The following is a 17,010-nucleotide window of genomic DNA, read 5'->3' on the forward strand; positions in this document are numbered from 1 at the left end:
AAATAAGAAAAGTCAGACAATTATGTTATACCCTATTACCGATTAAATGTAAAGAAAAGAAAAAGCAATTCGCCGTTTAGACAAATTGCTTCTTCCCTTTTAAGATTCATCACCAATAATTTTTACTTCCGTTTCTAGATCAATCCCAAACTTTTCTTTAACTGTTTTCTGAACATGTCGGATTAATTGAATATAATCAGTCGATGTAGCACTGTCTACATTCACAATAAATCCTGCATGTTTCGTAGATACCTCTGCTCCACCTATTCTTGTTCCTTGGAGCCCGCTATCTTGAATTAATTTTCCTGCAAAGTTTCCTGGTGGCCGTTTAAAAACACTACCGCAGGAAGGGTATTCCAGTGGTTGCTTGGACTCACGAAGAAATGTATTTTCATCCATTTTTGCTTTAATTAATGTTGGATCAGCTTTCTTTAAGGAGAAGACAGCATCCAAAATAATTAGATTTTCATTGGCAAATACACTACTTCTGTAGCCAAATTGGAATTCACCAACCTTTAAAGTACGAATCTCTCCTGATTGTGTGATCACCGTCGCGCTCGTTAAAACTTCGGAAATCTCACCACCATAGGCACCTGCATTCATGATTAATGCACCGCCAACTGTTCCAGGGATCCCACAAGCAAATTCCAATCCAGATAATTGATGTTGCAAGGCAATTCTTGATACATCAATAATATTTGCTCCGCTTTCGACTGTTATCGTTTCACCAGTAACAGAAACTTTATTAAGTTGATCAAGACTTACAACTATTCCCCTTATCCCCGTATCTCTAATAATTACATTTGTTCCTTTTCCTAAAACGGTCAGTGGGATATCGTGAGAAAATGCATATTTTACAATTTTCTGTAGATCATTTACATCAAATGGCTTTGTAAAAACGTCTCCAATGCCACCTGTTTTGATAAATGTATGTTTTGATAATGGCTCGGACATTAATATTTCAGCATTAGGAACCATATTTTGTAAATCTTTAAAAACCATTAATATATCTTTCATTTTATTCTGCCTCTTAATTTATTTTAAGTATATATTGATATTAAAATAATTACGATGCATTCGCAACGCTTCTTATTGATTTCATAATAAACTGATACTTTATTCACATATGAATATTCGTACCGTAAATATCATATTCATTACCCCGCATTATGTTTCTTATCTTCTAATTACATCTCTTCGGGTGCCTTTAATCCTAATAATCTTAAACCCTCTTTTAAAATTATGGTTATTGCTTCGACAAGTGATAGTCGACCTTCCAAACCATCGTCATTAGATAAAATTTTCACATGACTATAATATTTATTAAATTCTTTTGACAGATCAAGTAAATATTTTGCAATTTGGGAAGGTTCGTAATGAATAAAGCTCTTTTCAATGATGGATGGGAAATCCATTAATAGTTTAATTATAGACCAAGAATATTCATCATCCAAAGCCGTTGTGATTTGCGCTTGTCTTTTATGATCAGCTTTTCTTAGAATCGAGCACGCCCTAGCATGTGTATACTGTACATATGGCCCGGTCGTTCCTTCAAACTTTAGCATTTCTTCCAAGGAGAACTCTATATTATTTTGCCTTTCATTTTTTAAGTCCTGAAAAATAATAGCACCAATACCAACCATATGAGCCACTTCTTCTTTATTCTCAAGGTTCGGATTTTTAATTTCAATATTCTTTTTAGCCATTTGAATCGCTTCAGCAATCACTTCTTCCAATAATACCACTTTGCCTTTTCTCGTTGACATCTTTTTTCCATCTTTTAAAATAAATCCGAAAGGAATATGAACTATTTCTTTTGCCCATTCATACCCTAGCTTTTCAAGGACAAGGAATACTTGTTTAAAGTGTAGACTTTGCTCTTGGCCAACAACATACAAAGCTTTATCAAACTGATACGTTTCTTTTCTATATAAGGCGGCAGTAAGGTCTCTTGTTGCATACAAGGTTGCTCCATCTTTTTTCATAATTAAGCACGGAGGCAGATCATATTCTTTTAATTCAACAACTTGTGCTCCGTCGGATTGAGTAAGTAGATTATTTTTCTCTAATAATTGTATTATATTGGCCATTTTATCATTATAGAAGGCTTCTCCACTATATGAATCAAAATGAATGTCTAATAATGCATAAATTTTAGTGAACTCATGTAAAGACTCATCTTTAAACCACTTCCAGAGGTTTTGTGCTTCACTGTTCCCTTCCTCTAATTGTTTAAACCATTTTCTAGCTTCATCTTCTAAACTTGGTTTTTTTTCTGCTTCTTCATGAAATTTAACATAAAGGCTTAATAATTCTTTTATTGGTTGTTCTTTTACCTTTTCTTCATTGCCCCACAGTTTATAAGCAACGATTAACTTTCCAAACTGGGTTCCCCAGTCGCCTAAATGATTAATTCTAATTGCTTTAAATCCGCATTTTTCGACTATATTAGCAAGCGCATTTCCTATTACAGTAGATCTAAGATGTCCCATCGAAAATGGTTTTGCGATATTAGGTGAAGAAAAATCAATCGTGATGTTTTTCCCCTTTCCAATTGGAAGAGAGCCATAACTGCTTTTTTCTTTTAAAATTGTCTGCAAAATGTTTTGACTAGCCATATTTTTATTAAGAAAGCAATTTACATACGGGCCATTTGCCTCTACTTTTTCAAATAAGTCATGTTTGATTTTGTTTGCAATATCTTGTGCAATTTGGGCTGGAGCTTTTCTTAATTGCTTTGCAAGCGAAAAACACGGAAATGCCAGATCACCTTGATCATTAAATCTAGGCTTTTCGATTAATTCTATAACATCATCTAACGTCAATAAATTATTTAATGTATCTGTAATTTGTTCTGCATATGTTTTAATGAAATCCATTTACATTACCTCCTATTGTTAAAAATATAGTCTTTTTTAGATTTTCATGTTCATTTTTCGATCCTAGTAGCAATTTTCCAACGATTAATACGCTCCTTCTCGGCATTAGATTGCTCATTAACCCCTTTTTTCTTGAGGAGTCTCGCACTTTCTAGAAACTAACTAGGTGTCGATATACACACGCGCCTTAATAAAACCTGTAAAATAAAAAAATCCCGTCTCTAATAAGAGACGAGATTTACCCGCGGTACCACTCTGATTGTTCATAAGAACCTTCTTAAATTGATAACGGGGTCCACCCCGATATTACCCTACGTATCGTTTCAGGTATATTTCTCAAAAGTGCGCTTCATTATGGTTTATCTATTAGGCTTACACCATCCCTAATTCGCTACAAAACACTCCATAATTACTCTCTTTTTCATCGAAATGACTATATATTTTTTGTAAGTATAGATGAAAAAAATGTACAAATCAAGTACTGATTCATCGACGAAGTCTTAATTTTTGATTTTTCCCTTTTATGATTGGTATTTTTCTGTCTTGAGACTCTGGAATATTTATTAATTGAGTAGTTACGACAGAAATGTCATTTTCTTCTAATGTTTGTTTTGCAAGTGGATCAATTTTTTTATCTGTAATGACTACATTCACTTCGTTTAGCGGGAGAATTTGTGAAAACGCCCTTTTCCCAAACTTACTCGAATCCGCCATTAAGTAAACGCGTTCTGCTCTAGTCATCATTTGCTTTTTCAGTAATGCTTGTAGTTCATTTGAGTCACTAAGTCCATCTTGAAAATGCACTCCTGTACAAGATATAAACGCTTTATCGACATGATAATTTGAAATCGATTGTTCTGCTAAAGGTCCTACGTATGATAGTGATCTGGAAAGAAGCTTGCCCCCGGTTGAAATTACTTCAATTTTTTCCTTTTTGCTTAGCTCCATCACAACTTTAATGGAGTTTGTCAAAACAGTAAGAGGTATGTTTGGTAATTCCTTTGCCATATACCATGCTGTTGTACTTGCGTCCAGAATAATTCGATCACCGTTATTAACATGTTTAGCAGCTTCTTTTGCTATGGCTTTTTTCTCGGGAACATTTGTTGTAACCCTTTCTGAAAAATGTATTTCAGAATCGGGTTCTTGTATACTAACGGCCCCGCCGTGACTTCTTTGAAGTTTTCCTTCACTTTCTAACTTCTCGAGGTCACGACGAATCGTTTCTTCTGTCACTGAAAAGATATCGCTTAATTCGGATACGCGAATACTTAAACGTTGGTTCACGAGTTCTACTATTTTTTTATGTCTTTCTGCTACGAGCAACGCAAACGCCCCTGACTTTTGTTTGTTTTTGTTTGTCTGTGATAACGAAATTATAACACAACTATTCTATAAAAAGTAAGGACGACTATTTTATATAGAGTCGTCCCGAAGTAGTAATACTTTTGATATTTAAAGCTTATTTTTTATCGTTTTGATAATACTGTTTCTTCATAGGTTTTTATTTCATTTAACCAAGCTTCTTTAACAGGAACCTTCATCATTTCACAATAATAATCCCAAATTGCACCAAATGGATAGGTTTTAAACTCCTCAATTAGTGCCAGTCTTTCAGTATAATTCCCATCTTCTTGTAGTTGTTTCATATATTCATTAGGTGTAAGAAGTGCGTAAAGCATTGCTTTAATCATATTGCGCGTACCGATAGTCCAAGCTGCAACACGGTTAATACTAGCATCGAAGAAATCTAGTCCAATCAAAACTTTATCAAGGGCATCATTTCTAACAATTTCGAGTGCAATTTCCCTAAGTTCATCATCTAATGTGACAACATGATCGCTATCCCATCTAACAGGACGGGAAACATGTAAAGCTAATTGATCGCTAAACAAAAGCATGGACGAGATTTTATTAGATACCGTTTCTGTAGGATGGAAATGCCCTGTATCTAGTAAACATAATTTATTGTTTTTCAATGCATAGCCAAGGTAAAATTCATGAGATCCAACAACAAACGCTTCAGAGCCAATTCCAAACAATTTACTTTCAACAGCGTCAATATTAAGAGATTCATCCACATCTGCAGCAAAAATTTGATCGAGAGAATCCTTCAGTCTTTTTCTCGGTGTTAGTCGATCACTTGGCATATCTTTATAACCATCTGGAATCCAAATGTTTGTTAGACATGGCGACTCAAGTTCCTTACCAAAATATTCACCAATTTTTCTACTTGCAATACAATGTTCAATCCAAAACTGACGTATTTCTTCATCAGGATGTGATAAAGTAAGTCCATCTTCAGCCTTTTCATGAGAAAATAAAGTCGGATTAAAGTCTAAACCAAGACCTCTTTCTTTTGCCCAATTTACCCAGTTTTCGAAATGCTTTGGTTCGATTTCATTCCGATCAACGTTTATGCCATTTGTTTCAGCATAGATTGCATGTAAATTAACTCGATGTTTTCCTGGTATTAAAGATAGAGCTTTGTCTAAGTCCATTCTCAGTTCATCTGGATTTGTAGCTTTACCTGGATAGTTCCCGGTTACATCAATACCACCAGACAGTTCGCGTTGATTTACTTCAAATCCTGAAATGTCGTCACCTTGCCAACAATGGATTGAAATTGGAACCTTTTTTAAAGTTTCCAATACATTCTCAACATCTATGCCCCATTTTTCATACGCTTTTTTTGCCATATCATAATTTTCACGAATCATTAATTGGATCCCCTCTCTATTTTTGCTTCTTTAGTTTATGTTTCTTTGCATTGGTCCTTCTTATGATTAGCTAAAAGTTCCATTGCTTTAACGGTAAAATAATTTCAGAGTGCCCTTACCGCTTTGTTATTTCCTTTTAAGGCTAAGATGGAAGGTTCAATGTGCCCTCTCCTGGTTTCGGTCACGATGGGTGATTCTTCATGGCCATACCACCCACTTTTACTGAACATAGTCAGGATGAACTTTTTAAAGTGTCATTTTCATTGCTTTTATTCTTGAAAACTTTTTCCTTAAAAAGCTGAATGACCTCTGTACTGTACTTGGGACGCGGTTTATATTCTTTTATCTCAAATGACTTGCTTACGAGTATCCTTCCGTCTTGTAAGCTATCAATATTGTTAATGGAAATAAGTTGCATCAACAGATTTCCAATTGCGGTTGCTTCGACAGGCCCGCTGAATACAGTTTTTCCACTTAAATCAGCAGTCAATTGGTTTAAGAACTCATTTTGTGATCCTCCACCTACTATATGGAGTCTATCAATTTTTTTGCCAACGATTGACTCTAAATCTTGTAATGCAACCGCATACATTATTGCTAAATTATAAAAAACAGCTGCAGCAAGTTCACCTGCCGATTTGGGTACGGTTTGGTTCGTTTCGATACAAAAGGCTTGGATTTCAGTAATCATATTTTCTGGATTTAAAAAACGTTGGTCATCAAAATTTATAAATTGTTCGAATGCAGATACTTGTTTTGCTTCTAATACGAGCTCTTCAAAACTATACTCTTCTGGCAAATTACGCTGAACTTCTTGTAATATCCACATTCCCACTATGTTTTTTAAGAACCGATATGTTCCAAACGCTCCCCATTCATTCGTATAATTTCCTACAAAAGACGCTTCGTTTATCACCGGGGAATCAAGTTCCATTCCAAGAAGAGACCAAGTACCACTGCTAATATATGCCCAATTATTTCCTTGTCCCGGTGTTCCAATAATGGCGGAAGCGGTATCATGAGAAGCAACACTAATAATCGTGCAACTAGGTAATTCCAACTCTGGAAACCAATCATTTCGTAATTTGCCAAGAGTGGTCCCGGGATTAACTAGATTTCCAAATTGCTCTGCTTTAACCGATATTGTATCTAGTAACTCCATATCGAATGTTCTATTTTCAATATTCATTAATTGCATGGTCGAGGCATTGGTCATTTCTGTAACAGCTTTTCCTGTTAATCTGTATCCTAAATAATCAGGTACCATTAAAATTTTGTTTGCGTCATTCAATAATTTTTTGTTTTCTTCATACAACTGATATATGGTATTGAATGGTAGAAATTGTATTCCTGTTTTTTCATATATTTTTGCTTTCGAAATAATTTTTGTGAATTTTTCAATAGAATGATCTGTACGATGGTCCCGATAGGAAACAACATCCTGAAGTCGCTTCCCATCTTTACCAACTAACGCATAATCTACTGCCCACGTATCGATTCCTAATGTGCAATCTTCATAACCCATCGATTTTACAAGTGATAATCCATATAAAATTTCATATAGAAGATGGTCGATATCCCAGTAATAAGTCCCATCTCTATTCTTAAACCCATTTGAAAATCTATGAATCTCTTGAATTTCTAACGTTTCATTTTCTACTTTCCCTGCGACTAAACGTCCGCTAGATGCGCCTATATCAACGGCAATATGGAGCATTATTTTCACCTCCAAATAATGATTTCTATCTTGTAAACGCTGCTGGAACCCCACCATCAACCGTTATCATGCAACCCGTCGTTTTTTCGGCTTTCGATGATGCAAAAAATGCAATTGATTCTGCAATATCGTTAGGGTATATATTAACTTGCAAAGTTGTCCGTTTTCTATAATGTTCCTCAAGTTCATTCGGGTGGATTCCATAAGCTGCAGCCCGTTCTTCACGCCAACTTGAATCCCAAATGGCTGAACCTTGTAAAACTGCATCAGGTAACACAGAATTCACTCGAATTCCAAATTCTCCACCTTCAGCTGCAATACATCGTGCTAAATGTGTTTCAAGAGCTTTAGCCGAACTATATGCTGTTACATTTTTACCTGCATATAATGAGTTTTTGGAACCGACGAAAACCATATTTCCTCCGATTCCTTGTTTTTTCATCTGTTTAAAAGCTTCGCGAGCAACTAGAAAATATCCTGTTCCAAGAACATTAATATTTAAGTTCCATTCGTCTATACTTGTTTCATCGAAAGGGCTAGAAGTAGCAAGTCCTGCATTATTGACAATAATGTCCACCCCTCCATATATTAACGCAGAGTTTGCAAAAGCTGATTTGACTTGTGCTTCGCTTGTCACATCCATTTTTATCGCATGTGCTCTTCCTTCGCCAAATGATTCATTTATTTCTGTTGCTAGTTTTTTTGCACCTTCTATATTCAAATCGGCGATGAGGACATGGGCGCCTTCAGAAACAAGTCGGCGAGCTGTTGAACTGCCAATTCCTCCAGCACCACCTGTAATAAATGCAACTTTACGAGAAAACTCTAGTTCTGGTGGAGCGAGTGTTAGTTTATATAATTCAAGAGGCCAATATTCAACGTTATATGATTCATTTTCACTTAAGGAGACAAATCTTCCTAGTGTCGTTGAACCTTTCATTACAGCGATGGCTCGGTGATAAAGAGCTCCGCTTACTTTTGCCATTGCTAATGTTTTTCCTGTATTAACCATTCCAATCCCGGGAATGAGAATAACTCTTGGAGCGGCTTCGAACATTTGGTCATTTTCGCTTTTATTTCTGTTGAAATATTCTGCATACTCTGATTTGAAATCACCTATCCCCTCTATAATTCTAGTTGTTAATGTTTCTACATCGTCCACTTGAGGGTTCCAATCAATATAAAGAGGTGTACGTTTCGTATGAACTAAATGATCAGGACAGGCAGCACCTATTTGAGACAACTCATTAGCATTTCCACTATTTACAAATTGCAGAATGTCATGTGCATCATCAAAAGACAGAATCATCTTATTTTCCTTGCTGACTTCTCCCCTGATGACTGGCATTACTTCAGATAATATTTGCAAACGATGACTTTTTGGTAATGTTATGTATTTTTGTCCACCAAAAATCGTTTCTTCATTAATCATCCGCTGAATATAATCTTCAGCTTGATTGATGATCGAAAGTGTTTTTTCATATGACTCTTGGGATGTTTCTCCCCAAGTAACAAGCCCGTGTTTTTCCATTAATACAAGTTCAGCGTTAGGATTGTTTTTTACCCCTTCAGCGATCATTTTCGAAAGTGTAAAACCTGGTCTGATATATGGAACCCATACAAAGCGATCACCATAAATTTCCTTCGCAATATCCTTACCGTTATCTGCACAGCAAATGCTAATGATTGCGTCTGGATGGGTATGGTCCACATGATTAAATGGCAAGAATGCATGCAGCAATGTTTCGATGGATGCACGAGGATGCCTGCTGTCGATCATACAATGCGCAAGATAAGAAACCATCTCCTCATCGGACATTTCGTCTCTCTCAATCAATGGTCTTATTTCTTCCATTTTTAATCCTGTGAAGTTTTTAGATTTCATAGTGGCAAGATCGGAGCCGCTTCCCTTCACCCACATAACTTCGATATCGCGCCCGCGAAAATCTTTTTCTACTGTTTTCATAGAAGTATTACCGCCGCCCCAGTTACAAACGGAACGGTCTGAACCAATTAAATTTGAACGATAAACAAGTTCCTCTACACCTTGAGGTAACTGTGAAGTGAAGTCATGATCCCATAAATTTTTTACCATTCTGCCCCTCCATATTTTTATTGTTTGTTTTATTATATACTATATTTGTTTATTTTTGAATATGTTTATTTAACTTTGGTTTGTTTTTGTAAATCAGCATATATTACTGAAATAATTCATCATCATACAAATAAAAAAAGACGGGAAAATTTGATTCCGTCTTTTTGGTGGATTATATAAAATTATATTGGTTGATCGAATGATATAAAAAAATGCGATTGATAAACTCTCAGGTCGCTAGGAATCATTTTATTTGAACCATCCCTTTTTCCTTGAGTGAGTAATGGCTTCTATTCTGTTTGTTACTTCAAGTTTATCCAAGATTTGTGATATATAATTCCGGACCGTTGCAGCTTTAATACTAAGTTGATCTGCGATTTCTTTTGTGTTTTTTCCATCTGCTACTAGTTCGAGGACAGCTTTTTCCCTAGTTGTTAGCGGATTTTCTTCACTATATAAATCGTCCATTAACTCAGGAGCATAGACCCTTTTACCTGCCATAACACTGCGAATTGTCTCAGCAAGTTCTTCACTGGGGCTATCCTTTAATACGTAGCCTTTAACTCCAGCTTTAATTGCTTGCTGGAAGTACCCAGTTCTAGCAAAAGTGGTTAAAATAATCACTTTGCATCCCAATCCATTTAATTCCTCAGCTGCCTCTAACCCTGTTTTTTCAGGCATTTCAATATCCATGATGCATATGTCGGGCTGATATTTTCGTACAAGAGAAATAGCTTCTACTCCGTTATTGGCTTTTCCCACTACTTCCATGTCTTCTTCCAAATTTAGTAGTGAGCCTAATGCTCCTAACATCATTCGCTGGTCTTCGGCTATTACAATTCTAATCATATCAACTCCTCCTTATCCGTTAACTTTTTTGCCCGTGGTACAGTCATGTTAATTAAAGTCCCTGTACTCCCTGTACTGCTATTAATTTCAAGGTTTCCGTTAACAAACTCTAAACGTTCCTTCATTCCTAATAATCCATTCCCTTTTGATAAATCTTTTTCAGCTATTCCTACTCCATTGTCTTCAATTTTTATACAAATATCATTTTTGGATTGCTCAATGGATATTTTACATACCGTTGCTTTACTATGCTTAACAACATTGGTCACAGCTTCCTTCATACACATACTTAGTATGTTCTCTAAAAATAACGAGACATTGGATAATTTACAATTTCCATCAATGATTAAATCAATCTCTGCAGCTTTCAGTATTTGTTTAACACGAACTAATTCTTCCTTTATTCGAATCCCACGCATTTGCGAAACCATATTCCTAACTTCATTCAAAGCGGTTCTTGCAGTTTGCTGGACATCTCGTAATTCATTTCTCGCTTCTTCAGGATTTTTGTATACTAATTTTCTAGCTAAATCGCTTTTTAATCCGATAAGGGAAAGCTTTTGACCTAAAGTATCATGAAGATCTCTAGCGATTCTCTGCCTCTCTTCTTGTTTTACGAGGTCAGCAATTCTTTTGTTTGCAAATTCGAGTTGCTGTTCGAGTTGTTCTTGCTTCTTGCGGTTATATAAATTAAAAGGAAGGAGGATGACACTTATCCATATAATGATAATAAATGGCAGTTGTTTTATAAATAAATCATTTTTCATAACGAAGCTATAATTAATAGAGAAAGTCGTACAAACTAAATGAATAATATATAAGGTTAAAAAGGCGATTCGATTTTTTATGTTTCCATTATAATAAGCAATATAAAATGCAAAATAAATAAATTGAAATATGATTGTCATTGTAATGGAAATCGCAATTAAAATACTAGTCCAGAGATAAACCGGCCATTTTTTTGATATAAATGCAAGTCTGTAGATGATTAAAAAGACAATAGTTAACACAATTCCAACTATAATCTCAATCGTTGAAGAAGACTGAAAAATAAAATAGAAAGGCAATATGGTAAAAATACTCCATATATAAGGGTTAATCCCTGAACTTTTTAGGAATGATAAGTACTTCTTTTTCATTTAAATACCTCGTTTTATTAAAAAATGTAGCTCCTTGTTATCATATCACAACAGAGCTACATCGGTTTATTTGCTTATGCAAGAATGCTTGTACTTTTCTTTTTCTTATTTTTTTCAAGTCTTTTCACTTCTTTAAAGCCAATAAACTTTTTCCCTTGTTCATCCCAAAGTCGAAAGTTAAGTGAACGAAGACTTGTTTTAATTGTTATTGTTTGGACTTCTTGTAAGCGTTTATGATTATTATGAACTTCCTCGAGGTAATAATTCGGGACCCTCGGGCTTAAATGGTGTACATGATGAAAACCGATATTTCCAGTAATCCATTGAAGGACTTTTGGTAGCTTATAATACGAACTACCATCCAATGCAGCTTTTACATAATCCCATTCATCTTGATTTTCAAAATATGAATCCTCAAATTGGTGTTGTACGTAAAAAAGCCATATACCTAATGAACCAGATATTAAGAAAATCGGTCCTTGAACTAGCAGAAATGCTTGCCATCCAATTGCCCAACACAATAAACCAGCAATGGCAACAATTGCAATATTCGTAATATATGTGTTTCTACGCTCTCTTGCTCTAGCATTTTTTGTATTAAAACGGTATGAAATTAGGAATATATAGATGGGACCGAGAACAAACATAACGAAAGGGTTTCGATATAAACGGTAAGCTAACTTTTTCATTCTTGATGCTTCCGTGTATTCATCGACTGTAAGAACCCAAACATCACCAGTTCCTCTCTTATCTAAATTGCTACTAGTAGCATGGTGAATAGAATGGCTATGCTTCCACTGTTCATATGGGCATAAAGTAAGAATACCTGTAATAGTTCCTAGAATATTGTTGGCACGACGATTTTTAAAAAAGGAGCCGTGGCAGCAATCATGAAATATGATGAATATTCGAACTAGAAATCCAGCTGCAATAACGCAAATCGCAATAGTTAATAAATAGGAAAATGAAAGTGAGTAAAAAGCTAGAACCCAAAGTGAAAAAAATGGCAAAAGCGTATTAATAACTTGTCTTATACTGCTTTTTGTATTTGATTTCTCATAAGGAGCAATTTGCTTTCTCAATATTTTCGGATCAAGTTTAGACATTTAAGCATCTCCTTCTATCGTCTTTGTATATAATCATACACATAAGAAAATGATCTTTGAAGGCATAAATGTCATACAAAAACCATGATAAATATCATGGTTTTTAAACTTGTTATTCATGGTGGAAATTTATCATATCAATTAATCGTGGTATCTCGGAATAAATTTCCGCAATATCATCAATACCCATTCTAACAAGACCGCTAGATGAAGGAGCGACAAAGTCAACTACCCCAGGAATGATTGATTCTGATTGCTTTCCCCAACTAGCTTTCTTTCTACCACTATATTGTTGGTATACTCCTTTTCCTACAAAACATACGATCTTCGGTTGAAATTTTGCTATTTTAGCTTTTAACTCGTCTCTCCCTATCCGATACTCATCTGAAGAAATTTCCTGTGCATTTTTAGTTGGTCTTGCAACAATGTTGGTAAAACCATAACCGAGATCAAGTAATTTTTCGTCCTCTGTCGGTAAATATTTTCTATCTGTAATCTTGGCTTTGTATAATATTGACCAAAAACGGTTTGTTGGATTAGCAAAATGATGTCCGGTTTCACTCGACCGAATACTTGGATTAAATCCAACGAAGAGGACGTCTAAATTTTCTTTTATATGGTCAGGAATAGGTTTCATGAAAGTCTCCTTCCTTATGTTGTTTTTTCTCTGTTAAGGTAATAATTGTTTTTCAACTTTTATGGCGACAGACTAAGGAGAGAAAAATAAGGTTAATTGACATTCCGCAGACACTTTATGCGTTAGGAATTGTGTACTGCCCGAAAAAATTTAAGCGCCAAAAGTGAAGTTTAAAAAAATCATTTTTTAAATAAGTAGATGTAAAAAATACCCTTAATTATGGAAAAAGTATTTACCATAATTAAGGATATTTTTAAAGATAATTTTTTCTACTCTATATATTGATGATCCTTTAAATATTGTATAACTTTCTCTACAGATGCTTCAATTGTTTGTTTGTCACTCTCTATTATTATTTCGGGATTAATAGGTTCTTCGTAAGGTGCAGTAACACCTGTAAAGTCCTTTATTTCCCCTAGTCTCGCTTTTTTATATAATCCTTTAGGATCTCTTCTTTCACATTCTTCTATGCTACATTTTACGTAAACTTCAATAAATTCATGTTGATCGACCAAATTTCTGACAAGTTCACGATCTTTTCGATATGGAGAAATGAAAGCTGTTAAAGCAATAACTCCTGCATCTACCAATAATTTAGATACTTCTCCAATTCTACGAATGTTTTCCGAACGGTCCTCTGGACTAAATCCTAAATTTTTATTAAGGCCATGCCTTATGTTATCACCATCTAGTATATATGTGCTCAATCCTAATGCAAATAATCTTTTTTCAATTTCAACACAAAGTGTGGATTTTCCTGAAGCTGATAAGCCTGTAAACCATATAATAGTGCTTTTATGTCCGTGCAATGATTGTCTATCATTTTTGCTTACATGTTGATCATGCCATGTAACATTCGTTGATTTCATTCATAATCCCCTTTCTATATCCAAAAAGTGTAGATCATCAGAATAGTCGAAAGCATAACGATTATATTTAATGGGAATCCAATTCTAACGTAATCTATAAATTTATATCCCCCTGGTCCATAAACGATTAAGTTTGTTTGATAACCTATTGGTGTTGAGAAACTTGCTGACGCTGCAATCGTAATGGCAAGAACTAATGGTATAGGGTCTATCCCTATCTGCTGAGCCATCTCTAATGAAATAGGGAACATTATGACCGCAGCCGCACTATTAGTAATGATTTCCGTGAGTAAATTAGTTACAAGATAAAGAACACCGATGACAGCTAAAATTCCATAAGGCTTTGCTAAATGTACCATGCCCCCTGCCAAAAATGAAGCGGTTCCACTTTCCAATAAGGCTGTTCCGATTCCAAATGCACAAGCTATTAATAGTAACACAGGAATATGTAATGATTTTATTGCTTCCTCCGGCGTAATCACTTTTAACAATAACAATAAAATTACTAGCAATATCATTGCCTTTAACATTGAAAGAATATTTAATGTAACTAGCATAATCATGGTTAAAAGTAAAAACAGTGATAATAGGCCCTTACGCTGGTCCTCTAATAATGAAGGAGTCTTTAAAGGGGTAGTGACATAAAAATCATTTGATTGACTAATTTTTTTATCAAAATCTGGACCACATAAAAGTAATAGAGTGTCCCCTGGCTTTAAAGTAATATCTCCAATTTTGCTTTTTATCCTTTCACGATGCCTATGTACTGCTATTACTCCCGCATCAAATTTACTGCGAAAATTAGAATCTTGTATCTTCTTATATAATAGAGAAGAATGATGAGATACAACAGCTTCTATAAGCTGAGTGTTTCCGTTCTTTAACATATCTAAGGAAAAGTCAGAGTCTGTTCTTAGTTGCAGACCTTTAATTTTTTGTAATTCCGCTATAGTAGAAATAAGACCGGTAAAAATGAGTTTATCCCCTTCTCTTATTATTGTCGTTGATTTAACAGGGGACACTTTTTCATCTTTACGAATAATTTCAATTAAAAATAATCCTTTCAATCTTCTAAGCCCGGCAGTTTCAACAGATGCGTTTAAAAAAGGAAAATCTGCATCAACTTCCATTTGTGAAATATATTCTTTACTATGCTCATTTACTTTATCCAGCAGGTCTTTATGATCCGGAAGTAGCTTATACCCAAACAAAATGATATAAAGCAATCCAAAAAAAACGGCAGGAAATGCTACAAAACCGATTTGAAAAAACGAGAACCCTTTCTTTCCGGCATCCAGCAACATTCCGTGAACAACTAGATTTGTTGATGTTCCGATTAATGTCAATGTTCCACCTAAAATAGTTGCATATGATAATGGTATTAAAAACTTTGAAGGTGATAGTTGATGATCTGCACACCATTTTCTTAAGATTGGAGTTAAAGTAACGACGATTGGTGTATTGTTTAAAACACTTGAGAATGCAGTAACTGGCGTAAGAATTTTAAAAAGTGTCCACCTAATTGAGTTACTACTCCCTAAAAGTTTCCTTATTACCCTATCCGCTATACCACTTTTTTGAATGGAAGCAGCTACGATGAAAAGTAACGCTATTGTAAGCATTCCTTCATTTGAAAAGCCTTTAAGAGCTTCTTCCGTAGTTATTATTCCAGATAGTAAAAGTAATGATAAAGTGAAAAAAAGAATAATGTCTGGCCTAGTTATTTCAAAAACTAGACCTAGCAACATTAAAATTAGAATGAGTAAGACAAATCCTATTTCACTTGTCATTATTCACTTTTGGCACGAAGTCCACTAATTAAAATTTCTGCCACTTCCGGACGAGAAAATTCTTTAGGCGGCTTTATACCATCCTTTAGCATAGCTCTCACCTTAGTACCGCTTAAATGTAGATGATGTTCCTTACTGTGAGGACAGGTTTTAGCTGTAGCCATATTCTCGCACTTTTTACAATAAAAAGAGTGTTCAAATTTAAGGATTGTCATTCCAATTTCTCTTTCATAGATGCTAATTAATTCTTGTGCTTCATATGTTCCGTAATAATCACCAACTCCAGCATGATCACGTCCTACAATGAAATGTGTACATCCGTAATTTTTCCGAACCAGTGCATGTAAAATTGCTTCTCTCGGACCTGCATACCGCATGGCAGCAGGATAAATGACCAACCGCACACGATCGCTAGGATAATAGTTGTCTATTAATACTTCATAGCTCTTCATACGAATGTCTGCTGGGATATCATCTGATTTTGTTTGTCCCACTAACGGATTTAATAACAAGCCATCGACATTTTCCATAGCAATTTTTTGAATATATTCATGTGCCCGGTGTACAGGGTTGCGTGTTTGAAAACCAACGATCGTTTTCCAACCGAGGTTTGCAAACATTTCCCTCGTTTGGAGAGGATCCTTATAATAAGCAGCAAATTCTCCATGTTTCGGTCTATTTAGTAACGTAATAGGTCCGGCGAAATATATTTCCCCTTGTTCATATAACTTTTTGACACCAGGATGAGCGTTATCTGTCGTGCCGTATACTAAACGGGCTTCCTCTTCTTTGTCATATGAATATTTATCTTCAAGTTTTAAAATGGCGTATATTACATCATCTTGTCCTTTAAGAGCAATTTCTTGGCCAATTGAATATAAAGAAGCCTTATCATATGGAACTGGTAGTGTAATTGGGATGCTCCAAATAAGGCCATTTTCAAGTCGCATTTTATTAATAACAGAAAGATAATCTGACTGTTTCATGAACCCTGTTAAAGGACTGAAACCACCAATTGCAATTAATTCTAAATCAGAAATAGTCCATTCAGAAACAACTAATGCAGGCAATTGTAAAGCTCGTTTCAATTGGATGTCTCTATCTGATTCACTAACTTCTCTATTAATTAATACTCCACCATGTGGCTTGATGTTAGGATGATAGTGCAATGCGTGGACACTCATTAATAAACTCCTTTCTATTACAAAT

At 35.0% G+C, this 17,010-nt stretch carries 13 protein-coding genes and 1 other annotated feature; all 13 genes read right to left on the reverse strand.

Going from position 1 to position 17,010, the window contains the following annotated elements; genetic code table 11:
• Positions 1-99: 99 nt before the first annotated feature.
• On the reverse strand, positions 100-1,017 hold the full coding sequence (gene murB, locus MT489_RS03140; protein WP_370876351.1) for a UDP-N-acetylmuramate dehydrogenase: 918 nt from the start codon (positions 1,015-1,017) through the stop codon (positions 100-102).
• Between the two features lie 170 nt (positions 1,018-1,187).
• Positions 1,188-2,879 (reverse strand): arginine--tRNA ligase, encoded by a 1,692-nt coding sequence (argS, locus tag MT489_RS03145; protein WP_244680039.1) that lies wholly within the window; start codon positions 2,877-2,879, stop codon positions 1,188-1,190.
• 224 nt (positions 2,880-3,103) lie between these two features.
• Positions 3,104-3,313, reverse strand: a binding site (T-box leader).
• A gap of 52 nt (positions 3,314-3,365) precedes the next feature.
• Positions 3,366-4,205: a DeoR/GlpR family DNA-binding transcription regulator gene (locus MT489_RS03150; RefSeq protein WP_244680040.1), complete on the reverse strand. Its 840-nt coding sequence runs from the start codon at positions 4,203-4,205 to the stop codon at positions 3,366-3,368.
• A 143-nt stretch (positions 4,206-4,348) separates the two neighbouring features.
• Positions 4,349-5,599 (reverse strand): L-rhamnose isomerase, encoded by a 1,251-nt coding sequence (rhaA, locus tag MT489_RS03155; protein WP_244680041.1) that lies wholly within the window; start codon positions 5,597-5,599, stop codon positions 4,349-4,351.
• A 232-nt stretch (positions 5,600-5,831) separates the two neighbouring features.
• Entirely contained in the window at positions 5,832-7,316 is a 1,485-nt protein-coding gene (rhaB, locus tag MT489_RS03160; RefSeq protein WP_244680042.1) for a rhamnulokinase, read from the reverse strand.
• 25 nt (positions 7,317-7,341) lie between these two features.
• Positions 7,342-9,411 (reverse strand): bifunctional aldolase/short-chain dehydrogenase, encoded by a 2,070-nt coding sequence (locus MT489_RS03165; protein WP_244680043.1) that lies wholly within the window; start codon positions 9,409-9,411, stop codon positions 7,342-7,344.
• Positions 9,412-9,660: 249 nt separating this feature from the next.
• Positions 9,661-10,260, reverse strand: coding sequence for a response regulator transcription factor (locus tag MT489_RS03170; RefSeq protein WP_244680044.1), 600 nt, complete (start codon positions 10,258-10,260; stop codon positions 9,661-9,663).
• Complete coding sequence (locus MT489_RS03175) at positions 10,257-11,399, reverse strand: sensor histidine kinase (protein ID WP_244680045.1); 1,143 nt, start codon at positions 11,397-11,399, stop codon at positions 10,257-10,259. Before MT489_RS03175 ends, MT489_RS03170 begins: the two co-directional genes overlap by 4 nt.
• A gap of 74 nt (positions 11,400-11,473) precedes the next feature.
• The gene (gene desA / locus MT489_RS03180) at positions 11,474-12,505 is read right to left on the reverse strand and encodes a Delta(5) desaturase DesA (RefSeq protein WP_244680046.1); all 1,032 of its coding nucleotides are present in this window, start codon (positions 12,503-12,505) and stop codon (positions 11,474-11,476) included.
• 112 nt (positions 12,506-12,617) lie between these two features.
• The gene (mug, locus tag MT489_RS03185) at positions 12,618-13,142 is read right to left on the reverse strand and encodes a G/U mismatch-specific DNA glycosylase (RefSeq protein WP_244680047.1); all 525 of its coding nucleotides are present in this window, start codon (positions 13,140-13,142) and stop codon (positions 12,618-12,620) included.
• A 269-nt stretch (positions 13,143-13,411) separates the two neighbouring features.
• Entirely contained in the window at positions 13,412-14,011 is a 600-nt protein-coding gene (gene cysC, locus MT489_RS03190; protein ID WP_244680048.1) for an adenylyl-sulfate kinase, read from the reverse strand.
• A gap of 14 nt (positions 14,012-14,025) precedes the next feature.
• Positions 14,026-15,801 carry an SLC13 family permease gene (locus MT489_RS03195; RefSeq protein ID WP_244680049.1) on the reverse strand — a complete coding sequence of 592 codons (1,776 nt, stop codon included), beginning with the start codon at positions 15,799-15,801 and terminating at the stop codon, positions 14,026-14,028.
• Complete coding sequence (sat, locus tag MT489_RS03200) at positions 15,801-16,985, reverse strand: sulfate adenylyltransferase (RefSeq protein ID WP_244680050.1); 1,185 nt, start codon at positions 16,983-16,985, stop codon at positions 15,801-15,803. The genes MT489_RS03195 and sat overlap by 1 nt, the downstream gene beginning before the upstream one ends.
• Between the last annotated feature and the right edge of the window lie 25 nt (positions 16,986-17,010).

Origin of the sequence: Lederbergia wuyishanensis (genome assembly GCF_022900255.1) — a bacterium.
Lineage (GTDB): Bacteria > Bacillota > Bacilli > Bacillales > Bacillaceae_C > Lederbergia > Lederbergia wuyishanensis.

Excerpts from the sequence above, each read along its gene's own strand:
- murB (WP_370876351.1), bottom strand. The coding sequence starts at position 1,017 with ATGAAAGATATATTAATGGTTTTTAAAGATTTACAAAATATGGTTCCT.
- argS (WP_244680039.1), bottom strand. The coding sequence starts at position 2,879 with ATGGATTTCATTAAAACATATGCAGAACAAATTACAGATACATTAAAT.
- rhaA (WP_244680041.1), bottom strand. The coding sequence starts at position 5,599 with ATGATTCGTGAAAATTATGATATGGCAAAAAAAGCGTATGAAAAATGG.
- rhaB (WP_244680042.1), bottom strand. The coding sequence starts at position 7,316 with ATGCTCCATATTGCCGTTGATATAGGCGCATCTAGCGGACGTTTAGTC.
- MT489_RS03165 (WP_244680043.1), bottom strand. The coding sequence starts at position 9,411 with ATGGTAAAAAATTTATGGGATCATGACTTCACTTCACAGTTACCTCAA.
- MT489_RS03170 (WP_244680044.1), bottom strand. The coding sequence starts at position 10,260 with ATGATTAGAATTGTAATAGCCGAAGACCAGCGAATGATGTTAGGAGCA.
- MT489_RS03175 (WP_244680045.1), bottom strand. The coding sequence starts at position 11,399 with ATGAAAAAGAAGTACTTATCATTCCTAAAAAGTTCAGGGATTAACCCT.
- desA (WP_244680046.1), bottom strand. The coding sequence starts at position 12,505 with ATGTCTAAACTTGATCCGAAAATATTGAGAAAGCAAATTGCTCCTTAT.
- mug (WP_244680047.1), bottom strand. The coding sequence starts at position 13,142 with ATGAAACCTATTCCTGACCATATAAAAGAAAATTTAGACGTCCTCTTC.
- cysC (WP_244680048.1), bottom strand. The coding sequence starts at position 14,011 with ATGAAATCAACGAATGTTACATGGCATGATCAACATGTAAGCAAAAAT.
- MT489_RS03195 (WP_244680049.1), bottom strand. The coding sequence starts at position 15,801 with ATGACAAGTGAAATAGGATTTGTCTTACTCATTCTAATTTTAATGTTG.
- sat (WP_244680050.1), bottom strand. The coding sequence starts at position 16,985 with ATGAGTGTCCACGCATTGCACTATCATCCTAACATCAAGCCACATGGT.